This is a genomic window from Nocardioides campestrisoli, from assembly GCF_013624435.2.
In the GTDB taxonomy this organism is placed as follows: domain Bacteria; phylum Actinomycetota; class Actinomycetes; order Propionibacteriales; family Nocardioidaceae; genus Nocardioides; species Nocardioides campestrisoli.
Genome location: NZ_CP061768.1, coordinates 2,210,514 through 2,228,076, shown reverse-complemented (window position 1 = coordinate 2,228,076; position 17,563 = coordinate 2,210,514). Strand labels below are relative to the sequence as shown.

Here is a 17,563-nt window from a genome sequence, read left to right as displayed (position 1 = left end):
GAGAACGAGAAGGAACCCAGCACCCATGGCTGCTGCACGCACCCCGCTGATGGCGGGAAACTGGAAGATGAACCTCAACCACCAGGAAGCGGTGGTGCTGGTCCAGAAGCTCGCCTGGACGCTGTCTGACAAGAGGCACGACTTCGGACGGGTCGAGGTCGCCGTCGTCCCGCCCTTCACCGACCTGCGGTCGGTGCAGACGCTGGTCGACGGCGACCGCCTCCAGGTGCGGTACGGCGCGCAGGACGTCTCGGTGCACGAGAAGGGCGCCTTCACCGGGGAGGTCTCCGCCTCGATGCTCTCCAAGCTCGGCTGCTCCTACGTCGTCGTCGGGCACTCCGAGCGGCGTGAGCACCACCAGGAGACCGACGAGGTCGTGAACGGCAAGGCGCACCGCGCGCTGGAGGCGGGCATGACGCCGATCGTCTGCGTCGGCGAGGGTCTCGAGGTGCGCCAGGCCGGACGCCACGTGGAGCACACGCTCGGCCAGGTCGACGGCTCGCTCGCCGGGTTCACCGCCGAGCAGGTCGCCGGACTGGTCGTCGCCTACGAGCCGGTGTGGGCGATCGGCACCGGCGAGGTCGCCACGCCGGAGGACGCCCAGGAGGTGTGCGCCGCCATTCGCACCCGGATCCGCGAGACGTGGGGGGACGAGGCGGCCGCCGGTTGCCGGATCCTCTACGGAGGTTCGGTGAAGTCCTCGAACGTCTCCGGCATCATGGAGAAGGACGACGTGGACGGCGCCCTCGTGGGCGGCGCGAGTCTCCAGGCCGACGAGTTCGCCGCGATCTGCCGGTTCCACGACCTGCCGACCCTCTGACCACCCCTCGACGTGACGTAGGCTGATGCCGTGATCCTGCTCTTCCAGTCCCTGCTCGTGCTGACGAGCCTCATCCTGATCCTCCTCGTGCTGCTCCACAAGGGCCGTGGTGGGGGCATGTCGGACATGTTCGGAGGGGGCATGTCCAGCACCCTGGGGGGATCGTCGGTCGCTGAGCGCAACCTGGACCGGTTCACCGTCGGGGTGGGCGTCATCTGGTTCGCGTGCATCGTGGCACTGGGACTGCTGCTGGCCTACGGGTCTTAGTTTTTTCGTTTCATTTCATTTCTGGGAGGGATTGAGATGGCTGGTGGAGGAAGCGCGATCCGGGGGAGTCGGGTTGGGGCCGGTCCGATGGGGGAGGCAGAGCGAGGTGAGGCGGCGCCGCGTCAAGCGGTGAGCTACTTCTGCTCGCACGGCCACCGTTCGGTGGTCACGTTCGCGGTGGAGGCGGTGGCCCCGGAGACGTGGGACTGCCCCAAGTGCGGGCTGCCCGCGAGCATGGACCGGGACAACCCCCCGCCAGCACCGAAGATCGAGCCGTACAAGACGCACCTGGCCTACGTGAAGGAACGCCGTTCCGATGCGGAGGCCGCGGACATCCTCGACGAGGCCGTCCAGCTGTTGCGCAGTCGCCGCAAGTCCGGCGACATCATCTTCTAGCTGTGATGCCCAGGCAGGTTGTTCAACCTGGTGATGGGTGCGGCTTTCCCGATCGCTGAGTGGGGCCGGTGATGGTTGTACTCGTGGACCCATGCTGGCAGAGCGGCGAGCCGGGCTGATTCGGAGTTGTAGAACTTCTTGAACGCCCAGCCCTCGACGAGAGTGCGGTGGAAGCGTTCGATCTTGCCGTTGGTCTGGGGACGGTAGGGGCGGGTCCGCTTCGCAGTGATCTGAAGTTCCGTGCAGGTGTCGCGCCACAGGTGGGAGCGGTAGGCGCCGCCGTTGTCGGACAGCACCCGTTGCACCGTCACGCCACGTGCGGCGAACCAGGCCACGGCGTTGCGCAGCACGGCTGCGGCGGTCTCCTTGGTTTCGTCGTCGTGGGCCTCGACGTAGGCGACTCGCGAGTGGTCGTCGATGACGGTGTGCAGGTAGCAGGTCCCGACCAGCGGTTGGTGGTACTTGCTCTTGGGGGCACCTGTTCGCAGGGCCGTAGCGGCGCGGTTCTTGCCGCCTTGTTGTCGCCCGACGTAACGCCAGCCGCCGCCGTCGGGGACCTTGCCGAGCTTCTTGACGTCGACGTGGATCAGGTCGCCGGGCCGCTGGTGCTCGTAGCGGCGGATCGGCTCCCCGGTCGCGCGGTCGATGTGGGTCAGCCGGTTGAGACGGCAGCGGACCAGGACCGCGTGCACGGTCGAGGACGCCATGTTGAGCCGGTCGGCGATCTCGACCGGGCCGAGCCGCTGCTTCCACCGCAGGTGCACGATCTTGCGGACCACCGGGGCCGGGGTCCGGTTCGGCTGATGGTGCGGCGCCGAGGACCGGTCGACCATCCCGGCCGGACCCTCGGTGCGGTAGCGCTCAGCCCACTTCTTCGCGGTGCGCCACGAGACGTCGTAACGCTCGGCCGCGCGAGCCGGCGGCCAGCCGTGGTCGACGATCAGAAGTGCGAGTCGAAGCCGGGCGCGCGGGGTCAGGGCAGCGTTGGAGTGGGTAGCGTGGGACACGAAGGCCTCCTTCGGTGGCGGAGCGGTTCCTAGATAGCTCCACTCCACACCGGGGAGGCCTTCGTTCATCTACAGATCAGATCGTGTCGTCGCACGATCTCGACCAACGTGCCTGGGCATCACATCTAGCCGGCGTCCGCGCCGGCCCCGACGGCTCCAGCGTCGGCCTCCGCGTCGACCAGCCACAGGGTCTCCCCGCGCGCACGCACGCCGCGGGCAGGGCACTCGCCCAGATCACCGGGTTCGAGGGCGGCCGCCAGCGCGGCCGCCTTCGACTCCCCGGAGACGATCACCCAGACCGCGTCGGCGGCGTTGAGGCGCTCGAAGGTCAGGGAGACCCGCTCCGGGGGCGGCTTCGGCGACCCGTGCACGGGCACTGCGGAGGTCCCGCTCCGGTGCACCTCGTCGTGGCCGGGGAAGAGCGAGGCGACGTGCCCGTCCGGCCCCAGGCCCAGCATGACCACGTCGAAGCGTGCCGGCCCGGAGGCAGCCAGCTCCTCGGCGTACGCCGTGGCGGCGGCCTCGACGTCGGGCACGTCGTCACGCGAGGCGATCTCGTGCACGCGGGCGGGATCGACCGGCACGTGGTCCAGGAGGGCCCGGCGGGCCTGCACGGCGTTGCGCTCGTCGGAGTCGCGCTCCAGGAAGCGCTCGTCGCCCCACCACACCTCGACCCGTGACCAGTTCACCGCGGTGTCGCTGCGACGGGCGAGCTCGCGGTGCACGAGGTCGGCGATCCCGCCGCCGGTCAGGCACACGTGGGGGACCCGCCCGGCGGCCTGGACCTCCTCGAGGCGGGCCAGGAGGCGGCTCGCGGTCTCGCCGGCCAGGGCGGCCGAGTCCTCGACCACCTGGACCTCCGGGGCGGTCACTTCTGCTCCTCCAGCTCGAGCAGGTGGGCCACCGTGCGGGCGTAGACCTCGTCCTCGTCGAGCCGCCTGAGCTCCTCGGTCAGCAGCGCGGGCACCTCGCGCCGCGGCAGGGCGATCGGTCGGTCGGGCGCCCCGGGGGAGGAGATGACGGCGTGCACGCCGTCGTGGCGGGAGAGTCGCACGTCGCCGGCACGGGTGGTCAGGACCACCTCGGTCAGTCCGGGGCCCTGCGAGCCGTGCCGCTCCACGTCGACCTTGAGCCGGTCCGAGAGCCAGGCCGCCATCAGGTCGGCCGAGGGGCTGACCCGCTCCCCGGTCACCGAGGCGGCGGTGACCTTCTCCGGGAACTGGTCCAACGCGGCGGCCAGCAGCGCCCGCCAGGGGGTCAGCCGGGTCCAGGCCAGGTCGGTGTTCCCGCTCGTGTACGCGGTGCACTGGTGGAGCAGCGCCTTGCGGTGTCCGCGGGTCACGGCGGCCGCGTCGGTGATCCGTCGCTGCGCCAGCGCCCCGAGCCGGTCCGCTGCCGGGTCCTTCGGCGGGTCGACCGGCCACCACACGACCACGGGGGAGTCGGGCAGCAGCAGGGGCAGGACCACCGACTCGTCGTGGTGGACCACCGCGCCGCTGAGCTTGATCAGCGCCATCTCGCCGCTCCACCCGGCGCCGATGCCGATCTGGGCGTCGACCCGGGGCGGGCCCGACGCCTTGCCGAGGATGATGCCCAGCACTCGCGCGGGGTGCTCGTGCGAGGCCTCCTGGGCGTCGCGCATCGCCTGCTCGGCGTGGTCCTCGGGGGTGACGACGACCAGCGTCATCACCATCCCCATCACCGGGCTGCCCGACCAGGTGCGCTGGCGGCCGAAGGCGCTGGAGATCTCGGCCGCGGTGGTGTCCTCGAGCTCGATCACGGTCTCCTCCAGGTACGTCCGTCGCGGGCCAGCATCTCGGTCGCGGACTCCGGCCCCCAGGTCCCGGCCTCGTAGGGCTCGGGGGCGCCCTGACCGGCCCAGTGCTCGAGGATCGGGTCGAGGATCTTCCAGGAGAGCTCGACCTCCTCGTGCCGGGGGAAGAGCGGCGGGTCGCCGAGCAGCACGTCGAGGATGAGCCGCTCGTAGGCCTCGGGGGACGACTCGGTGAACGCGCCGCCGTAGACGAAGTCCATCGAGACGTCCCTGATCTCCATCGACGTCCCTGGCACCTTCGAGCCGAACCGGACCGTCAGGCCCTCGTCCGGCTGCACCCGGATGACCATGGCGTTCTGGGTGAGCTGCTCGGTGGAGTGCTCGCCGAACGGGAGGTGCGGGGCCTGCTTGAAGACCACGGCCACCTCGGTGACCCGGCGTCCCAGCCGCTTCCCGGTCCTCAGGTAGAAGGGCACGCCGGCCCAGCGCCGGTTGTCCACGTGCAGGGTGATCGCGGCGTACGTCTCGGTGGTCGAGTCGGCCGGGATGGCGTCCTCCTGGAGGTAGCCGCGGACCTTCTCCCCGCCGGCCCAGCCCTCGGCGTACTGCCCGCGGGCAGTGGAGCGGGTCAACGACCTGGGCAGCACCACCGCGGAGAGCACCTTCTCCTTCTCGATCCGCAGCTGGTCGGCCTCGAAGGAGGCGGGCTCCTCCATCGCCACCAGCGCCATCAGCTGGAGCAGGTGGTTCTGGATGACGTCGCGGGCGGCGCCGATGCCGTCGTAGTAGCCGGCCCGGCCGCCGATGCCGATGTCCTCGGCCATGGTGATCTGGACGTGGTCGACGTAGTGGGAGTTCCACAGCGGCTCGAACATGGTGTTGGCGAACCGCATCGCCAGCACGTTCTGCACGGTCTCCTTGCCGAGGTAGTGGTCGATCCGGAAGACCGAGCCCGACGGGAAGACCCCGGCCAGGATGTCGTTGAGCTCACGCGCCGACGTCAGGTCGTGGCCGAACGGCTTCTCCACCACCACCCGTCGCCAGGAGTCGGGATTCTCCGCGAGCCCGTGCCGCTTCAGCTGGTGGACCACGTCGGCGAACAGGCTCGGCGGGATCGCCAGGTAGAAGGCGTGGTTGCCGCCGGTGCCCCGCTCCTCGTCCAGCGCCTCCAGGGTGTCGCGCAGGGTGGCGAAGGCGTCGTCGTCGTCGAACTCGCCCTGCACGAACCGGCACCCCGCCGCCAGCTGGTCCCAGACCTCCTGGCGGAACTCGGTGCGGGCGTGGGCCTTGACCGAGTCGCGGACGATCTCGGCGAAGTCCTGGTCCTCCCACTCGCGCCGGGCGAAGCCGACCAGGCTGAACCCCGGGGGGAGCAGGCCGCGGTTGGCCAGGTCGTAGACGGCCGGCATGATCTTCTTGCGCGACAGGTCGCCGGTGACGCCGAACAGCACCATGCTGCACGGACCGGCGATCCGCGGCAGCCGCCGGTCCTGCGGGTCGCGCAGGGGGTTGCGCCGGACCGGGCTCATCGGCCGGCTAGCAGGTCGGCGACCGCCGCCAGGTCGGCCGGCGCCCCCAGGTGGAGCCGGAGCACCGGACGGCCCTTCTCCGCGAGGACCTGACCGTCCCCGACCGCCTGGGCGAGCAGGAACTCGTGGAAGGTGAAGGGCCGGTCCGGCACGGCCAGGTCGGCCTCCGGCTGGCTCGTCACCTGCAGGAAGAGGCCGGTTGCGGGGCCGCCCTTGTGGTACTGACCGGTGGAGTGCAGGAAGCGCGGCCCCCAGCCGAAGGTGACCGGGCGTCCGGTCCGCCGGGCGAGCGCGGGCCTGACGTCCTCGAGCGCGGAGTCACGGGAACGGTCCAGATAGGCCTGCACCGCCAGGTAGCCGTGCTCGGCGTCCATCCGGTCCAGCAGGGCCGCGACCGCGTCGCGGACCGTCGAGGTGCCCTCCGGGAGCCAGCCAGGCGAGGCGAAGACGGTGACCGCCCCGTCCTCGAACAGCGGCGTCACGGACTCTCCGCCGCCCTCCAGCATCGTCCGTGCTGCGGCCTTCGCGCTCTCCACGTCGGGCTGGTCGAACGGGTTGATCCCCAGGACGCCGCCCGCGACGGCCGTGGCGAACTCCCAGAGCAGCAGCTGGGCACCCAGCGGCCCGTCGAGGCGGGCCGACCAGCCCGACGCGGCGGCGGGAGCCGGGCCGGGGCCGTAGGCGACCAGGAGGGAGTCCTCGGTCGCCGGGTCGGCATTGGGTGCGTCGAGGCTCTCCACCACGACCGGGAGGATCCCGACGCCGTGCTTGCCGGTCGACTCGGCGACCAGCTGCTCGATCCAGTCGCCCAGGCCGGGGTACGCCGAGCCCGCGTCCGCGAGCACCAGCTTGTCCACCCCGCGGGTCGCGGTCAGGCCGAGCAACGCACCGAGCCGCAGCGCGGGGTTGGCCGGGTCGTCGTGCCCGAGGGCAGGGCGCAGCGCCTCGGCCTGGTCCAGGAGCGCGTCGAGGTCCGCCCCGGCCAGGCCGCTGGGGACCAGGCCGAAGGCGCTCAGGGCGGAGAAGCGGCCCCCCACGTCGGGGTCGGCGCGGAACACCCGGTAGCCGGCCGCGGTGGCTGCCTCGTCCAGGGGCGAGCCGGGATCGGTGACGACCACGATCCGCTCGGCCGGCGCGATGCCCGCGTCGGCGAAGGCCTTCTCGAAGGCACGCTTCTGGCTGTCGGTCTCCACGGTGCCGCCGGACTTGGAGCTGACCACCACCACGGTCCGGGCCACCTCGGTCTCGACGGCCCGGCGTACGACGTCGGGGTCCGAGGAGTCGAGCACCACGAGGTCGACGCCCGCCCACGCGCAGATCACCTCGGGCGCGAGCGAGGAGCCGCCCATGCCGCAGAGCACGACCCGGTCCAGCCCGCGCGACCGCAGCTCGTCGCGCAGCGCGGTCACCTCCGGTACCAGCGGGCGCGAGGCCGAGGCCAGGTCGACCCAGGCCAGCCGTTTGGCCGCCTCCTCCTCGGCGTCCGGTCCCCACAGCCCGGGGTCGCGGACGGCCAGCCGGCTGGCCACGCGGCCGGCGACCAGGTCGCCGAGCACCGCGTCGAACGCCTCCGGGTGGTTGAGCTCCACGTCCACCGTGACCTGGTCGTCCCCCGTCACCGCGCTCATCGCGGGCCGGCCTGTGCCAGCTGACCCTCGACCGTCTTCAGCAGCTCCTGCCAGGAGGCGACGAACTTCTCCACGCCCTCCCGCTCGAGGGCCGCGATCACATCGTCGTAGTCGACGCCCGCCTCGGCCAGGGCCGCCATCGTGGCCTCGGCCTCGGCGTAGTGCGGGGTCACCTGGTCGCCCTGCACCTCCCCGTGGTCGGCGAACGCCTCCAGCGTCTTCTCCGGCATGGTGTTCACGGTGCCGGGAACGACCAGGTCGGTGACGTACATCGTGTCCCGGTACGCCGGGTTCTTCACTCCGGTCGAGGCCCACAGCGGACGCTGGGGCCGAGCGCCGTCGGCGGCCAGCGACTCCCAGCGCTCTCCGGAGAAGAACTCCTCGAACGCGCGGTAGGCGAGCCGGGCGTTGGCCACGCCGGCGCGCCCCAGGAGCACGGGGTGCGCACCGGCCTCCTCGAGCCGCCGGTCGATCTCGGTGTCGACCCGGGAGACGAAGAAGGACGCCACCGAGTGGATCCGGGACAGGTCGTGCCCGCGCTCGCGGGCGCGCTCCAGGCCGGAGACGTAGGCCTCCATCACCTCGCGGTAGCGGTCGGGGCCGAAGATCAGCGTGACGTTGACGCTGATCCCCTCCGCCAGCACGGCGGTGATCGCCGCGGCGCCCTCGGTGGTCGCGGGGATCTTGATCAGCAGGTTCTCCCGGTCGACGCTGGCCCACAGCTCCTTGGCCGAGGCCACCGTGGCGTCGGTGTCGAAGGCCAGGGTGGGGGAGACCTCCAGGGAGACCCGCCCGTCCACCCCGTCGGTCGCCTCCCAGACCGGGCGCAGGACGTCGCAGGCGCTCCGGACGTCCGCGGCGGTCAGTGCCAGCACGGCGGCCTCGGCGTCGGCTCCGTCGGTGGCCAGCCGCCGTACCTCCTCGTCGTACCGCTCGCCGTCGGCCAGTGCCGCGGCGAAGATCGACGGGTTGGTGGTCACGCCCACGACCGAGGAGTCCTTGACCAGGTCGGCCAGGTTCCCTGTCTCCAGGCGTTCCCTGGAGAGGTCGTCGAGCCAGATGGACACCCCGGCTCGGGCTAGTGACTTCAGACGATCGGACATGTCAGGTGCCTCCCACTGTGTCTGGTCCTGTGTGTCGCTGGTCCCGGCCGGGGTGTCTGAGGATGCTCAGGCCTCCGCGGCGGCGATGCTGTCGAGCGCGGCGGTGACCACGGCGCCGGCCGTGATGCCGAACTCGGTGTAGAGCCTGGTGTAGTCGGCGCTGGCGCCGAAGTGCTCGAGCGAGACGATCCGCCCGGCGTCGCCGACGATGTCACGCCAACCCTGGGCGATGCCCGCCTCGACGCTGACCCGGGCCTTGACGATGGGCGGGATCACCGCGTCGCGGTAGGCCTGGTTCTGCGCGTCGAACCACTCACGGCACGGCATCGAGACGACGCGCGCACGCACGCCCTGCTCGGCCAGCGTGGCGCGGGCCTCGACGGCGAGCTGGACCTCGGACCCGGTGGCGATCAGCACCACGTCGGGCTGGCCGCCCTCGGCGTCGATCAGCACGTAGGCGCCCTTGGCGACATCGTCGGTGGAGGCCCAGTGGACGCCTTCGACCTCGCCGCGGGGCAGCACCGGGACGTCCTGCCGGGTCAGGCAGAGGCCCGCCGGGCGGTCGGTGTTCTCCAGGACGGCCTTCCAGGCGGCCGCGGTCTCGTTGGCGTCCGCGGGCCGGACCACGTCCAGGCCCGGGATCGCGCGCAGCGCGGCCAGGTGCTCGACCGGCTGGTGGGTCGGGCCGTCCTCGCCGAGACCGATCGAGTCGTGGGTCCAGACGTAGATCACCGGCGCCTGCATCATCGCGGCCAGGCGGACGGCCGGGCGCATGTAGTCGGCGAACTGGAGGAACGTGCCGCCGAAGACACGGGTGCCGCCGTGCAGCGTGATCCCGTTCATGATCGCGCCCATGGCGTGCTCGCGGATGCCGAAGTGGAGCACTCGGCCGTAGGGCTCGCCCTGCCACGTCGCCGTGGTGCGCGCCACCGGGTTGAAGGAGGGGGAGCCCTTGATCGTGGTGTTGTTGGACCCGGCCAGGTCCGCGGAGCCACCCCAGAGCTCGGGCAGCACACCGGCGACCGCGTTGATCACCTCGCCGGAGGCCTTGCGGGTGGCGACGCCCTTGGCGTCGGCCTCCCAGGTCGGCAGGTTCTCGGCCCAGCCGTCGGGCAGACGACGCTCCTTGACCCGGTGCAGCAGAGCGGCCTGCTCCGGGTTGGCGGCGGCCCAGGCCGCGTACTGCTCGTCCCACGCCTCGCCGGCCGCCTTGCCCCGCTCCAGGGCCTTGCGGGTGTGCGCCAGCACCTCGTCGGGGACGTCGAAGGTCCGGGCGGGGTCGAAGCCGAGGATCTCCTTGGTCGCGGCCACCTCGTCCGCGCCGAGCGCGGAGCCGTGCGCGGCGCCGGTGCCCCGGGCGGTGGGCGCGGGCCAGGCGATGATCGTGCGCAGCTTGATGAAGCTGGGCCGGTCGGTGACGGCGCGGGCGGCCGCCAGGGCGTCGTACAGCGCCTGGACGTCCTCGCGGTAGGCGTCGGTGTCGGCGCGGTCTCCGGCCCAGTCGACGGTCTGCACGTGCCAGCCGTAGGCCTCGTAGCGCAGCGCCACGTCCTCGGTGAAGGCCACGTCGGTGTCGTCCTCGATGGAGATCTGGTTGTCGTCCCAGATCAGCGTGAGGTTGCCGAGCTGCTGGTGGCCGGCGAGCGAGGAGGCCTCCGCGCTGACGCCCTCCTGCAGGTCGCCGTCGGAGGCGAGGCAGTAGATGTGGTGGTCGAAGAGCGACTCGCCCGGAGCGGCGTCGGGGTCGAGCATGCCGCGCTGGCGGCGCGCGGCCATCGCCATGCCCACGGCGTTCGCGACGCCCTGGCCGAGCGGGCCGGTGGTGGTCTCGACGCCCGCGGTGTGCCCGAACTCGGGGTGGCCGGGGGTCTTGGAGCCCCAGCTGCGCAGCCCCTTGATGTCGTCGAGCTCCAGGCCGAAGCCGGCCAGGTAGAGCTGGAGGTAGAGGGTCAGGCTGGTGTGACCGCAGGAGAGGACGAACCGGTCGCGGGCGATCCAGTCCGGGTCGGCGGGGTCGTGACGCATCACCTTCTGGAACAGCAGGTAGGCCACCGGCGCGAGGCTCATGGCGGTCCCGGGGTGGCCGTTGCCGACCTTCTGGACGGCGTCCATCGCCAGGGCGCGGACGGTGTCCACGGCCCTGTCGTCGAGGTCGGTCCACTCCAGAGCGGGGGATCCCTTGGTCCGTGCGGTCACGTGCTTCCCTTCGAACGTTCTTCTACATCTCGGCGCAGCCGATGGGCAGGCACGAGCCTACTCAGGGGTCGGGCTAGACTCGACCCCGCCTGTACCCCACTCAACCGAGGTTCATCTCCGTGACGTACGTCGGCCAGTCGGCCTCCGACGCCGAGCAGTCCCGACCCCATGGGACTCCCGACGACCCTTCTCAGCAGCGCGCCAGCCTCAAGGACGTGATCGCCGCCTACGTGGGGCTGACCAAGCCCCGGGTGATCGAGCTGCTGCTGCTGACCACGGTGCCGGTGATGTTCTTCGCCGCCCGCGGGGTGCCACCCCTCGGCCTGGTCGTGGCCACCGTGATCGGTGGGGCGCTCAGCGCCGGCTCCGCCTCGGCGTACAACTGCGTCTACGACCGCGACATCGACGAGCAGATGCGCCGGACCCGCCGCCGGGCCCTGCCCCGGCACATCGTCTCCGCGCGCTCGGCGCTGGTCTTCGCGACCGCGCTGGCGGCCCTCTCCACCGTCGTCCTGGCGGTCTGGGTCAACGTGCTCTCGGCCGCCCTCTCGCTGCTCGCCAACGCGTTCTACGTCTTCGTCTACACGATGCTGCTCAAGCGGCGCACGACCCAGAACATCGTCTGGGGAGGCATCGCGGGCTGCTTCCCGACGATGATCGGGTGGACCGCGGTCACCGGTCGCCTGGACTGGGCGCCGGTCGTGCTCTTCATGGTCGTCTTCTTCTGGACCCCGCCGCACACCTGGGCGCTGGCCCTGCGCTACCGCGAGGACTACCGCGGCGTGGACGTGCCGATGCTGCCCGTCGTGGCGCCCGCCCGCGAGGTGGGCCGCCAGGTCGTGCTCTACAGCTGGGTGATGGTCGCGACCTCGCTCCTGCTCTGGCCCATCGCCGGCACCGGACCGGTCTACCCGGTGGTGGCCACGGTGCTGGGCGCGGTCTTCCTCTACGAGGCGCACCAGATGTGGTCGCGCACCAAGCGCTCCGAGAGCCTCACCGACATCGCCCCGATGCGGCTCTTCCACAGCTCGAACCTCTACCTGTCGCTGCTGTTCGTGGCCGTGGCCCTGGACCCCCTGCTCTTCTGATCCCCCACCGACGCCGTACGGCGTCGGGCTCAGCGGGTGAGGGTGGTGGCGGCGTCGGTCTGGGTGGGCGCGTCCGGGTCGGGGTGCTCAGCCGGCTCGGCGGCGGAGCGGTGGGGGAGGACCGCCAGGGTGATCCGGGCCAGACCGGCCGCGAGCAGGCCCGCGCCGAGCATGTGCAGGGCTACCAGGGCGATGGGCAGGTCCAGCCAGTACTGGACCCAGCCGAGCACGCCCTGGGCCAGCTCGATGGCGAGCACCAGCCCCGTGACCAGGGAGAGCCAGCGCATCCGGCTGCGCAGCGCCGCGACCAGCAGCGCCACCGTGAGCACGACGAGCACGTAGACCGAGACGGCGTGGACCTGGGAGATGAGCGCCGGGTCCAGGCCGTTGCGGGGCGCGAGGTCGTCGCCGGCGTGCGGGCCGGCACCGGTCACGACGGTGCCCAGGTAGAGGACCACCCAGCCGACGGCGAGGTTGGCGAAGGCGAGCCAGCGGTGCAGCGCCGGCGCCGGACCGCGGTCAGGGCTGCGGAGCTCGTCGAGGAGCACCACGCAGACCATGATGATCGCCATCGACAGCAGGAAGTGCAGCGAGACCACCCAGGGGTTCAGGTCGGTCAGCACGGTGATGCCGCCCAGCACCGCCTGCAGCGGGATCGAGAGGCCGACCACGAAGGAGAGCCGCGTCGCCTTGCGGTGCCGCGCCCCCAGGGCCGCCAGGAAGGTGAGCAGCGCGACTGCGGCGAGCACGAAGGTGAGCAACCGGTTGCCGAACTCGATCACTCCGTGGATGCCGAGCTCGCCGTGGGCCACGAAGGACTCGTCGGTGCACCGCGGCCAGGTCGGGCAGCCGAGCCCCGAGCCGGTGAGCCGCACGGCCGCCCCGGTGACCACGATGCCGATGTTGGCGAGCAGGTTGGCGATGGCCAGCGGCCAGAGCCAGGGGGCAAGACGGGCGAGGTTCATCTGGGTCACTCCCACGTGAAGGTACGCGCGGTGGCCGTCGCCCCGACGACCGACCAACCGAGCAGGATGAGCACGCAGCCGCCGTCCAGACGGCCGTCGATCAGGGCGGCGCGCATGCCCTCGCCGAGGGCTCCGGACGGGAGCCAGGCGGCGACGTCGGCGAAGGCGCCGTACGAGTCGGCGGGCACCACCACGGCGCCGCCGGCCAGCAGCAGCAGGTAGACGAGGTTGGCCGCCGCCAGCGTGGCCTCGGCCCGCAGGGTGCCCGCGATCAGCAGGCCGAGCGAGGTGAAGGCGGTGGTGCCGAGGAGCAGCACCAGGACGGCGGCCGGCCAGCCGGAGGCCTCCGGCTCCCAGCCCAGGAGAGCCGCGACCGCACCGAGCACGAGGATCTGCAGCAGCTCCACCAGGAGGACTGCGCCCGCCTTGCCGAGCAGCAGGCCGTGCCTCGGGAGCGGGGAGGTGCCCAGGCGCTTGATCAGGCCGTAGCGCCGCTCGAACCCGGTGGCGATGGCCACGGAGGTGAAGGCGGTCGACATCACGGCCAGCGCGAGCACGCCGGGTGCCAGGACGTCGATCACCGGCCGGTCGAAGTCCAGGCCGACCCGGTCCGCGGCGGCGACCCCGCCGACGAGGACGATCACCGGGATCACCAGGGCCAGCAGCAGCTGCTCTCCGTTGCGGAGGATGAGCCGGAACTCCATCCGGGCCTGCGCCAGGACCTGCGCGGCCAGGGACGCGCTGCCGGGCGCGGGGCTGAGGTCCAAGGAGCGGGTCACGGGTGAAGTCCTCGTCCTGTGAGCTCGAGGAAGACGTCCTCGAGGGTGCGGCGGCCCAGGCTCAGGGAGTCGGGCAGCACGCCGGTGGCCTCGCACCAGCGGGAGACGACGGCCAGGGTGGTGGAGTCGGCCCGGCCGGAGATCACCATGCTCAGGTCGTCGAGCTGGCGTACGTCGGTGCCGGTGCCGAGCTCGGCCTGCAGGGACTCCGGAGCGCCGTCGGGGAACGGGCGGGTCACCACCAGCCGGATCGTGGTGTGGGCCCCGCCGCGGGTCAGCTCGAGCGGCGTGCCACTGGTGATCAGCCGGCCGTGGTCGACGATGTGGATGACGTCGGAGAGCCGCTCGGCCTCCTCCATGTAGTGCGTGGTGAGCACGACGGTCACGCCGTGCTCACGGAGCTCCTCCAGCAGCTCCCAGGTGTCCCGGCGGGCCTGCGGGTCCATGCCCGCGGTCGGCTCGTCGACGAAGACGAGCTCCGGGCGTCCGACCAGGGCCATCGCCAGGCCGAGCCGCTGCTGCTGGCCGCCGGAGAGCCGGCGGTAGGGGGTGCGCCCGCAGTCGTCCAGCCCGACCCGCTCGGCCAGCGCGTCCACGTCCAGCGGGTGGGCGTGGAGCGAGGCGACGTGCCGCAGCATCTCGACCGCCCGGACCCCCGACCAGGCGCCGCCGGCCTGGAGCATCACGCCGATCCGCGGGAGCAGCGCCTTGCGGTCGCGGGTCGGGTCCAGCCCGAGCACCCGGACGCTGCCCCGCTGGGGGCGGCGGTAGCCCTCGCACGTCTCGAGGGTGGTGGTCTTGCCGGCACCGTTCGGACCGAGGACCGCGGTGATCGTGCCGCGGTCGATGGTCAACGAGAGGTCGTCGACGGCGACCTTGTCGCCGTACCGCATCACCAGCCCGTCGATCTCGACGGCGGGGGAGGAGGCGGGCACGTTGACAGTCTAGGAAGATCCCCCAGGGGAGCCACGTCGCGGGTCGGCCACGGCGCTCGCCGCTGGTTCCGGGCTGGCGCGGGCGGCCGGTCGTCGCGTCCGTCGACGGGCCAGCAGGACGGCCAGGCGATCGGCCACCAGCACCAGGGCCACTCCTGCGACGGCGTCGAGCAGGTAGTGGTTGGCGGTGACGACCACGGCCAGGATCATCAGCGTGGGCAGGACGAAGCCGACCACCCGCAACCACAGCGAGCCGGCGGCGGTCACGATCGCGATCCCGACCAGCAGGTCCCAGCCGGTGTGCAGGCTCGGCATCGCGGCGTACTGGTTGGTGAAGGCCCTGGGCTGGAGGACCCGGTAGGCGTGCGAGCGCTCGGAGACGGTGTCGGCGAGCCCCAGGTCGAGCAGCCGTGGAGGCGTCACGGGAAAGAGCGCGAAGATCACCATGCCGACCGCCCCCGAGATGAGCATGGCGTCGCGCAGGCGCAGGAAGGAGTCGCGGTGCCGCAGCGCCAGCCAGATCATCGTGGCCACGATGACCGGCCAGTGGCCCCAGATGTACACCCAGTTCGCCAGCGTGGAGAGGGCGTCGGACCCCGTGGCGACCCCTTGCAGCTCGCTCTCCAGGTCCAGGCCGAGACGCCGCTCCAGGGCGATCACCCGGCGGGCATTCGCGTCTGCCTGGGTGACCGAGCCCTCGGTCAGGCCGCGCACGGTGAAGTAGACGAGCACGCCGACGAAGACCCAGAGGGCCTGCAGCGCCACCCATCGCGCAACCACGCCGGCACCGTGCCCGGCGGCAGGGGCGTGCGCGGTGGCCACCATGGGCGCCTCCCTTCTCCTCCGGCATCGTCGCCGGGGAGGGGTGCGGTGAACAGGGCCGGGCGACCCGGGCGACGTACTTAGGTCACCCTTCGTTGAACCGCGCCGGGTAATAACGTAACAATTGCGTTGTGGAATTCGACCGCACGACCGTTCCTGCCCCTGGCAGAGCCGGCGACGCCTCCACCCGGGCCCGGGTGGTGCGGTCGATCCTGGAGAACGGTCCGTCCACCGCCGCCACCCTGGCGGCAGGGCTGGACCTGACGCCGGCGGCGGTCCGTCGCCACCTCGACCACCTGCTCGGCGAAGGTGTGGTCGAGTCCCGCGAGCCCCGGACGGGCGCACAGCGCGGACGGGGAAGACCTGCGCGGGTCTTCGCGTTGACCGAGAGTGGACGCGACCAGTTCGACCAGCACTACGACGACCTCGCCGCCCAGGCGCTCCGCTACCTCGCGGAGACCGGGGGAGACGAGGCCGTGCAGGAGTTCGCCCGGCGACGGGCGGCCTTCATCGAGCGCGACTACCGGGTCGTGGCCCGCGAGCAGCCGCACCTGACCCCGGCGGAGGCACTGGCCCGGGTCTTCACGGCCGAGGGCTACGCCGCCAACGTCCGGGAGCTCCCGGTCGCGGCCGCGGTCGACCAGCTCTGCCAGCAGCACTGCCCCGTGGCCCACGTGGCCCACGAGTTCCCCCAGTTGTGCGAGGCCGAGACCGAGGCCATCTCCCACGTCCTCGGCACGCACGTCCAAAGGCTTGCCACCATCGCGCACGGCGACGGTGTCTGCACCACCTGCATCCCGAAGAGCAAGGAAGGCTGATTCCATGACCTCCATCGAGGAGCTCAACCCCGAGCTGAAGGGCATCGGGCGTTACGAGTTCGGCTGGGCCGACCGTGACGAGGCCGGCGCCATCGCCAAGCGCGGACTCAACGAGGACGTCGTCCGCGACATCTCGGGGAAGAAGTCCGAGCCGCAGTGGATGCTGGACCTCCGGCTCAAGGGCCTCAAGCTGTTCCACCGCAAGCCGATGCCCACGTGGGGGTCGGACCTGTCGACGATCGACTTCGACAACATCAAGTACTTCGTGCGCTCCTCGGAGAAGCAGGCCACCTCGTGGGAGGACCTGCCCGAGGACATCAAGAACACCTACGACAAGCTCGGCATCCCGGAGGCGGAGAAGCAGCGCCTCGTGGCCGGTGTCGCCGCGCAGTACGAGTCGGAGGTCGTCTACCACTCCATCCGCGAGGACCTGGAGGAGAAGGGCGTCATCTTCGTCGACACCGACACCGCCCTGAAGGAGCACGAGGACCTCTTCAAGGAGTACTTCGGCACCGTCATCCCGGTCGGCGACAACAAGTTCGCCGCGCTCAACACCTCGGTGTGGTCGGGCGGCTCGTTCATCTACGTGCCCAAGGGCGTCCACGTGGACATCCCGCTGCAGGCCTACTTCCGGATCAACACCGAGAACATGGGCCAGTTCGAGCGGACGCTGATCATCGCCGACGAGGACTCCTACGTCCACTACGTCGAGGGCTGCACCGCGCCCATCTACTCCAGCGACTCGCTGCACTCCGCGGTCGTCGAGATCATCGTGAAGAAGGGCGCCCGCGTGCGCTACACGACGATCCAGAACTGGTCGAACAACGTCTACAACCTGGTGACCAAGCGCGCCACCTGCGAGGCCGGCGCGACCATGGAGTGGGTCGACGGCAACATCGGCTCGAAGGTGACGATGAAGTACCCGGCCGTCTACCTGATGGGCGAGCACGCCAAGGGCGAGACCCTGTCGATCGCCTTCGCCGGCGAGGGCCAGCACCAGGACGCCGGCGCCAAGATGGTCCACGCCGCGCCGAACACCTCCAGCTCGATCCTGAGCAAGTCGGTGGCGCGTGGCGGTGGCCGGACCTCCTACCGAGGCCTGATCCAGGTCAACGAGGGTGCCCACGGCTCCAAGTCCAACGTGCTGTGCGACGCCCTGCTGGTCGACCAGATCAGCCGGTCGGACACCTACCCGTACGTCGACATCCGCGAGGACGACGTGTCCATGGGTCACGAGGCGAGCGTCTCGAAGGTCTCCGACGACCAGCTCTTCTACCTCATGTCCCGGGGCATGGAGCAGGACGAGGCGATGGCGATGATCGTCCGTGGCTTCGTCGAGCCGATCGCCAAGGAGCTGCCCATGGAGTACGCCCTGGAGCTCAACCGCCTGATCGAGCTGCAGATGGAGGGCGCGGTCGGCTGACCGTGCCCCTGCA

17 protein-coding genes are annotated in these 17,563 nt (G+C 71.4%); 6 read left to right on the top strand and 11 right to left on the bottom strand.

The genetic code is table 11. The features are described 5' to 3' along the window. Positions 1–25 precede the first annotated feature (25 nt). From tpiA to H8838_RS10540, 3 genes are read left to right on the top strand one after another with little or no spacing between them, the layout of a single operon-like run. Positions 26–820 carry a triose-phosphate isomerase gene (gene tpiA, locus H8838_RS19970; protein ID WP_181311103.1) on the top strand — a complete coding sequence of 265 codons (795 nt, stop codon included), beginning with the start codon at positions 26–28 and terminating at the stop codon, positions 818–820. A gap of 30 nt (positions 821–850) precedes the next feature. Beyond that, complete coding sequence (gene secG / locus H8838_RS10545) at positions 851–1,087, top strand: preprotein translocase subunit SecG (protein ID WP_181311102.1); 237 nt, start codon at positions 851–853, stop codon at positions 1,085–1,087. A gap of 36 nt (positions 1,088–1,123) precedes the next feature. Then, the gene (locus H8838_RS10540) at positions 1,124–1,483 is read left to right on the top strand and encodes an RNA polymerase-binding protein RbpA (RefSeq protein WP_181311101.1); all 360 of its coding nucleotides are present in this window, start codon (positions 1,124–1,126) and stop codon (positions 1,481–1,483) included. Here H8838_RS10540 and H8838_RS10535 read toward each other — a convergent pair. The 7 genes from H8838_RS10535 to tkt all read right to left on the bottom strand — a co-directional run bounded on the left by H8838_RS10535 (position 1,480) and on the right by tkt (position 10,720). Beyond that, on the bottom strand, positions 1,480–2,490 hold the full coding sequence (locus H8838_RS10535; RefSeq protein ID WP_191465625.1) for an IS481 family transposase: 1,011 nt from the start codon (positions 2,488–2,490) through the stop codon (positions 1,480–1,482). The two genes, H8838_RS10540 and H8838_RS10535, sit on opposite strands and share 4 nt — an antisense overlap. A gap of 125 nt (positions 2,491–2,615) precedes the next feature. Next, the gene (pgl, locus tag H8838_RS10530; RefSeq protein WP_181311100.1) at positions 2,616–3,362 is read right to left on the bottom strand and encodes a 6-phosphogluconolactonase; all 747 of its coding nucleotides are present in this window, start codon (positions 3,360–3,362) and stop codon (positions 2,616–2,618) included. Next, positions 3,359–4,270, bottom strand: a complete 912-nt coding sequence (locus H8838_RS10525; protein ID WP_224766059.1) for a glucose-6-phosphate dehydrogenase assembly protein OpcA — start codon at positions 4,268–4,270, stop codon at positions 3,359–3,361. Before H8838_RS10525 ends, pgl begins: the two co-directional genes overlap by 4 nt. Continuing rightward, complete coding sequence (gene zwf / locus H8838_RS10520; RefSeq protein ID WP_181311099.1) at positions 4,267–5,793, bottom strand: glucose-6-phosphate dehydrogenase; 1,527 nt, start codon at positions 5,791–5,793, stop codon at positions 4,267–4,269. Before zwf ends, H8838_RS10525 begins: the two co-directional genes overlap by 4 nt. Next, positions 5,790–7,421, bottom strand: coding sequence for a glucose-6-phosphate isomerase (locus tag H8838_RS10515; RefSeq protein WP_181311098.1), 1,632 nt, complete (start codon positions 7,419–7,421; stop codon positions 5,790–5,792). Before H8838_RS10515 ends, zwf begins: the two co-directional genes overlap by 4 nt. Further along, entirely contained in the window at positions 7,418–8,524 is a 1,107-nt protein-coding gene (gene tal, locus H8838_RS10510; RefSeq protein ID WP_185996110.1) for a transaldolase, read from the bottom strand. Before tal ends, H8838_RS10515 begins: the two co-directional genes overlap by 4 nt. Positions 8,525–8,590: 66 nt before the next feature. Next, positions 8,591–10,720, bottom strand: coding sequence for a transketolase (tkt, locus tag H8838_RS10505; protein WP_185996111.1), 2,130 nt, complete (start codon positions 10,718–10,720; stop codon positions 8,591–8,593). Between the two features lie 119 nt (positions 10,721–10,839). On the opposite strand from tkt, the gene H8838_RS10500 reads away from it, so the two are divergent. After that, positions 10,840–11,808 carry a heme o synthase gene (locus tag H8838_RS10500; protein ID WP_181311095.1) on the top strand — a complete coding sequence of 323 codons (969 nt, stop codon included), beginning with the start codon at positions 10,840–10,842 and terminating at the stop codon, positions 11,806–11,808. 29 nt (positions 11,809–11,837) lie between these two features. On the opposite strand, the gene H8838_RS10495 is transcribed toward H8838_RS10500, so the two are convergent. Genes H8838_RS10495 through H8838_RS10480 form a run of 4 tightly spaced genes read right to left on the bottom strand, consistent with a single transcriptional unit; the run spans position 11,838 to position 15,267 of the window. Further along, entirely contained in the window at positions 11,838–12,773 is a 936-nt protein-coding gene (locus tag H8838_RS10495) for a COX15/CtaA family protein (RefSeq protein WP_181311368.1), read from the bottom strand. Positions 12,774–12,778: 5 nt separating this feature from the next. Then, complete coding sequence (locus H8838_RS10490; protein WP_224766058.1) at positions 12,779–13,552, bottom strand: ABC transporter permease; 774 nt, start codon at positions 13,550–13,552, stop codon at positions 12,779–12,781. After that, positions 13,549–14,487: an ABC transporter ATP-binding protein gene (locus tag H8838_RS10485; protein WP_224766057.1), complete on the bottom strand. Its 939-nt coding sequence runs from the start codon at positions 14,485–14,487 to the stop codon at positions 13,549–13,551. The genes H8838_RS10490 and H8838_RS10485 overlap by 4 nt, the downstream gene beginning before the upstream one ends. Before the next feature lie 9 nt (positions 14,488–14,496). Beyond that, complete coding sequence (locus H8838_RS10480) at positions 14,497–15,267, bottom strand: phosphatase PAP2 family protein (RefSeq protein ID WP_224766056.1); 771 nt, start codon at positions 15,265–15,267, stop codon at positions 14,497–14,499. 173 nt (positions 15,268–15,440) lie between these two features. Here H8838_RS10480 and H8838_RS10475 point away from each other — a divergent pair, with 173 nt between their 5' ends. Further along, positions 15,441–16,127 carry a helix-turn-helix transcriptional regulator gene (locus H8838_RS10475; protein ID WP_185996113.1) on the top strand — a complete coding sequence of 229 codons (687 nt, stop codon included), beginning with the start codon at positions 15,441–15,443 and terminating at the stop codon, positions 16,125–16,127. 4 nt (positions 16,128–16,131) lie between these two features. Further along, positions 16,132–17,550 carry a Fe-S cluster assembly protein SufB gene (gene sufB, locus H8838_RS10470; protein ID WP_181311093.1) on the top strand — a complete coding sequence of 473 codons (1,419 nt, stop codon included), beginning with the start codon at positions 16,132–16,134 and terminating at the stop codon, positions 17,548–17,550. Positions 17,551–17,563: the final 13 nt, after the last annotated feature.

Excerpts from the sequence above, each read along its gene's own strand:
- tpiA (WP_181311103.1), top strand. The coding sequence starts at position 26 with ATGGCTGCTGCACGCACCCCGCTGATGGCGGGAAACTGGAAGATGAAC.
- H8838_RS10540 (WP_181311101.1), top strand. The coding sequence starts at position 1,124 with ATGGCTGGTGGAGGAAGCGCGATCCGGGGGAGTCGGGTTGGGGCCGGT.
- zwf (WP_181311099.1), bottom strand. The coding sequence starts at position 5,793 with ATGAGCCCGGTCCGGCGCAACCCCCTGCGCGACCCGCAGGACCGGCGG.
- H8838_RS10515 (WP_181311098.1), bottom strand. The coding sequence starts at position 7,421 with ATGAGCGCGGTGACGGGGGACGACCAGGTCACGGTGGACGTGGAGCTC.
- tal (WP_185996110.1), bottom strand. The coding sequence starts at position 8,524 with ATGTCCGATCGTCTGAAGTCACTAGCCCGAGCCGGGGTGTCCATCTGG.
- H8838_RS10495 (WP_181311368.1), bottom strand. The coding sequence starts at position 12,773 with ATGAACCTCGCCCGTCTTGCCCCCTGGCTCTGGCCGCTGGCCATCGCC.
- sufB (WP_181311093.1), top strand. The coding sequence starts at position 16,132 with ATGACCTCCATCGAGGAGCTCAACCCCGAGCTGAAGGGCATCGGGCGT.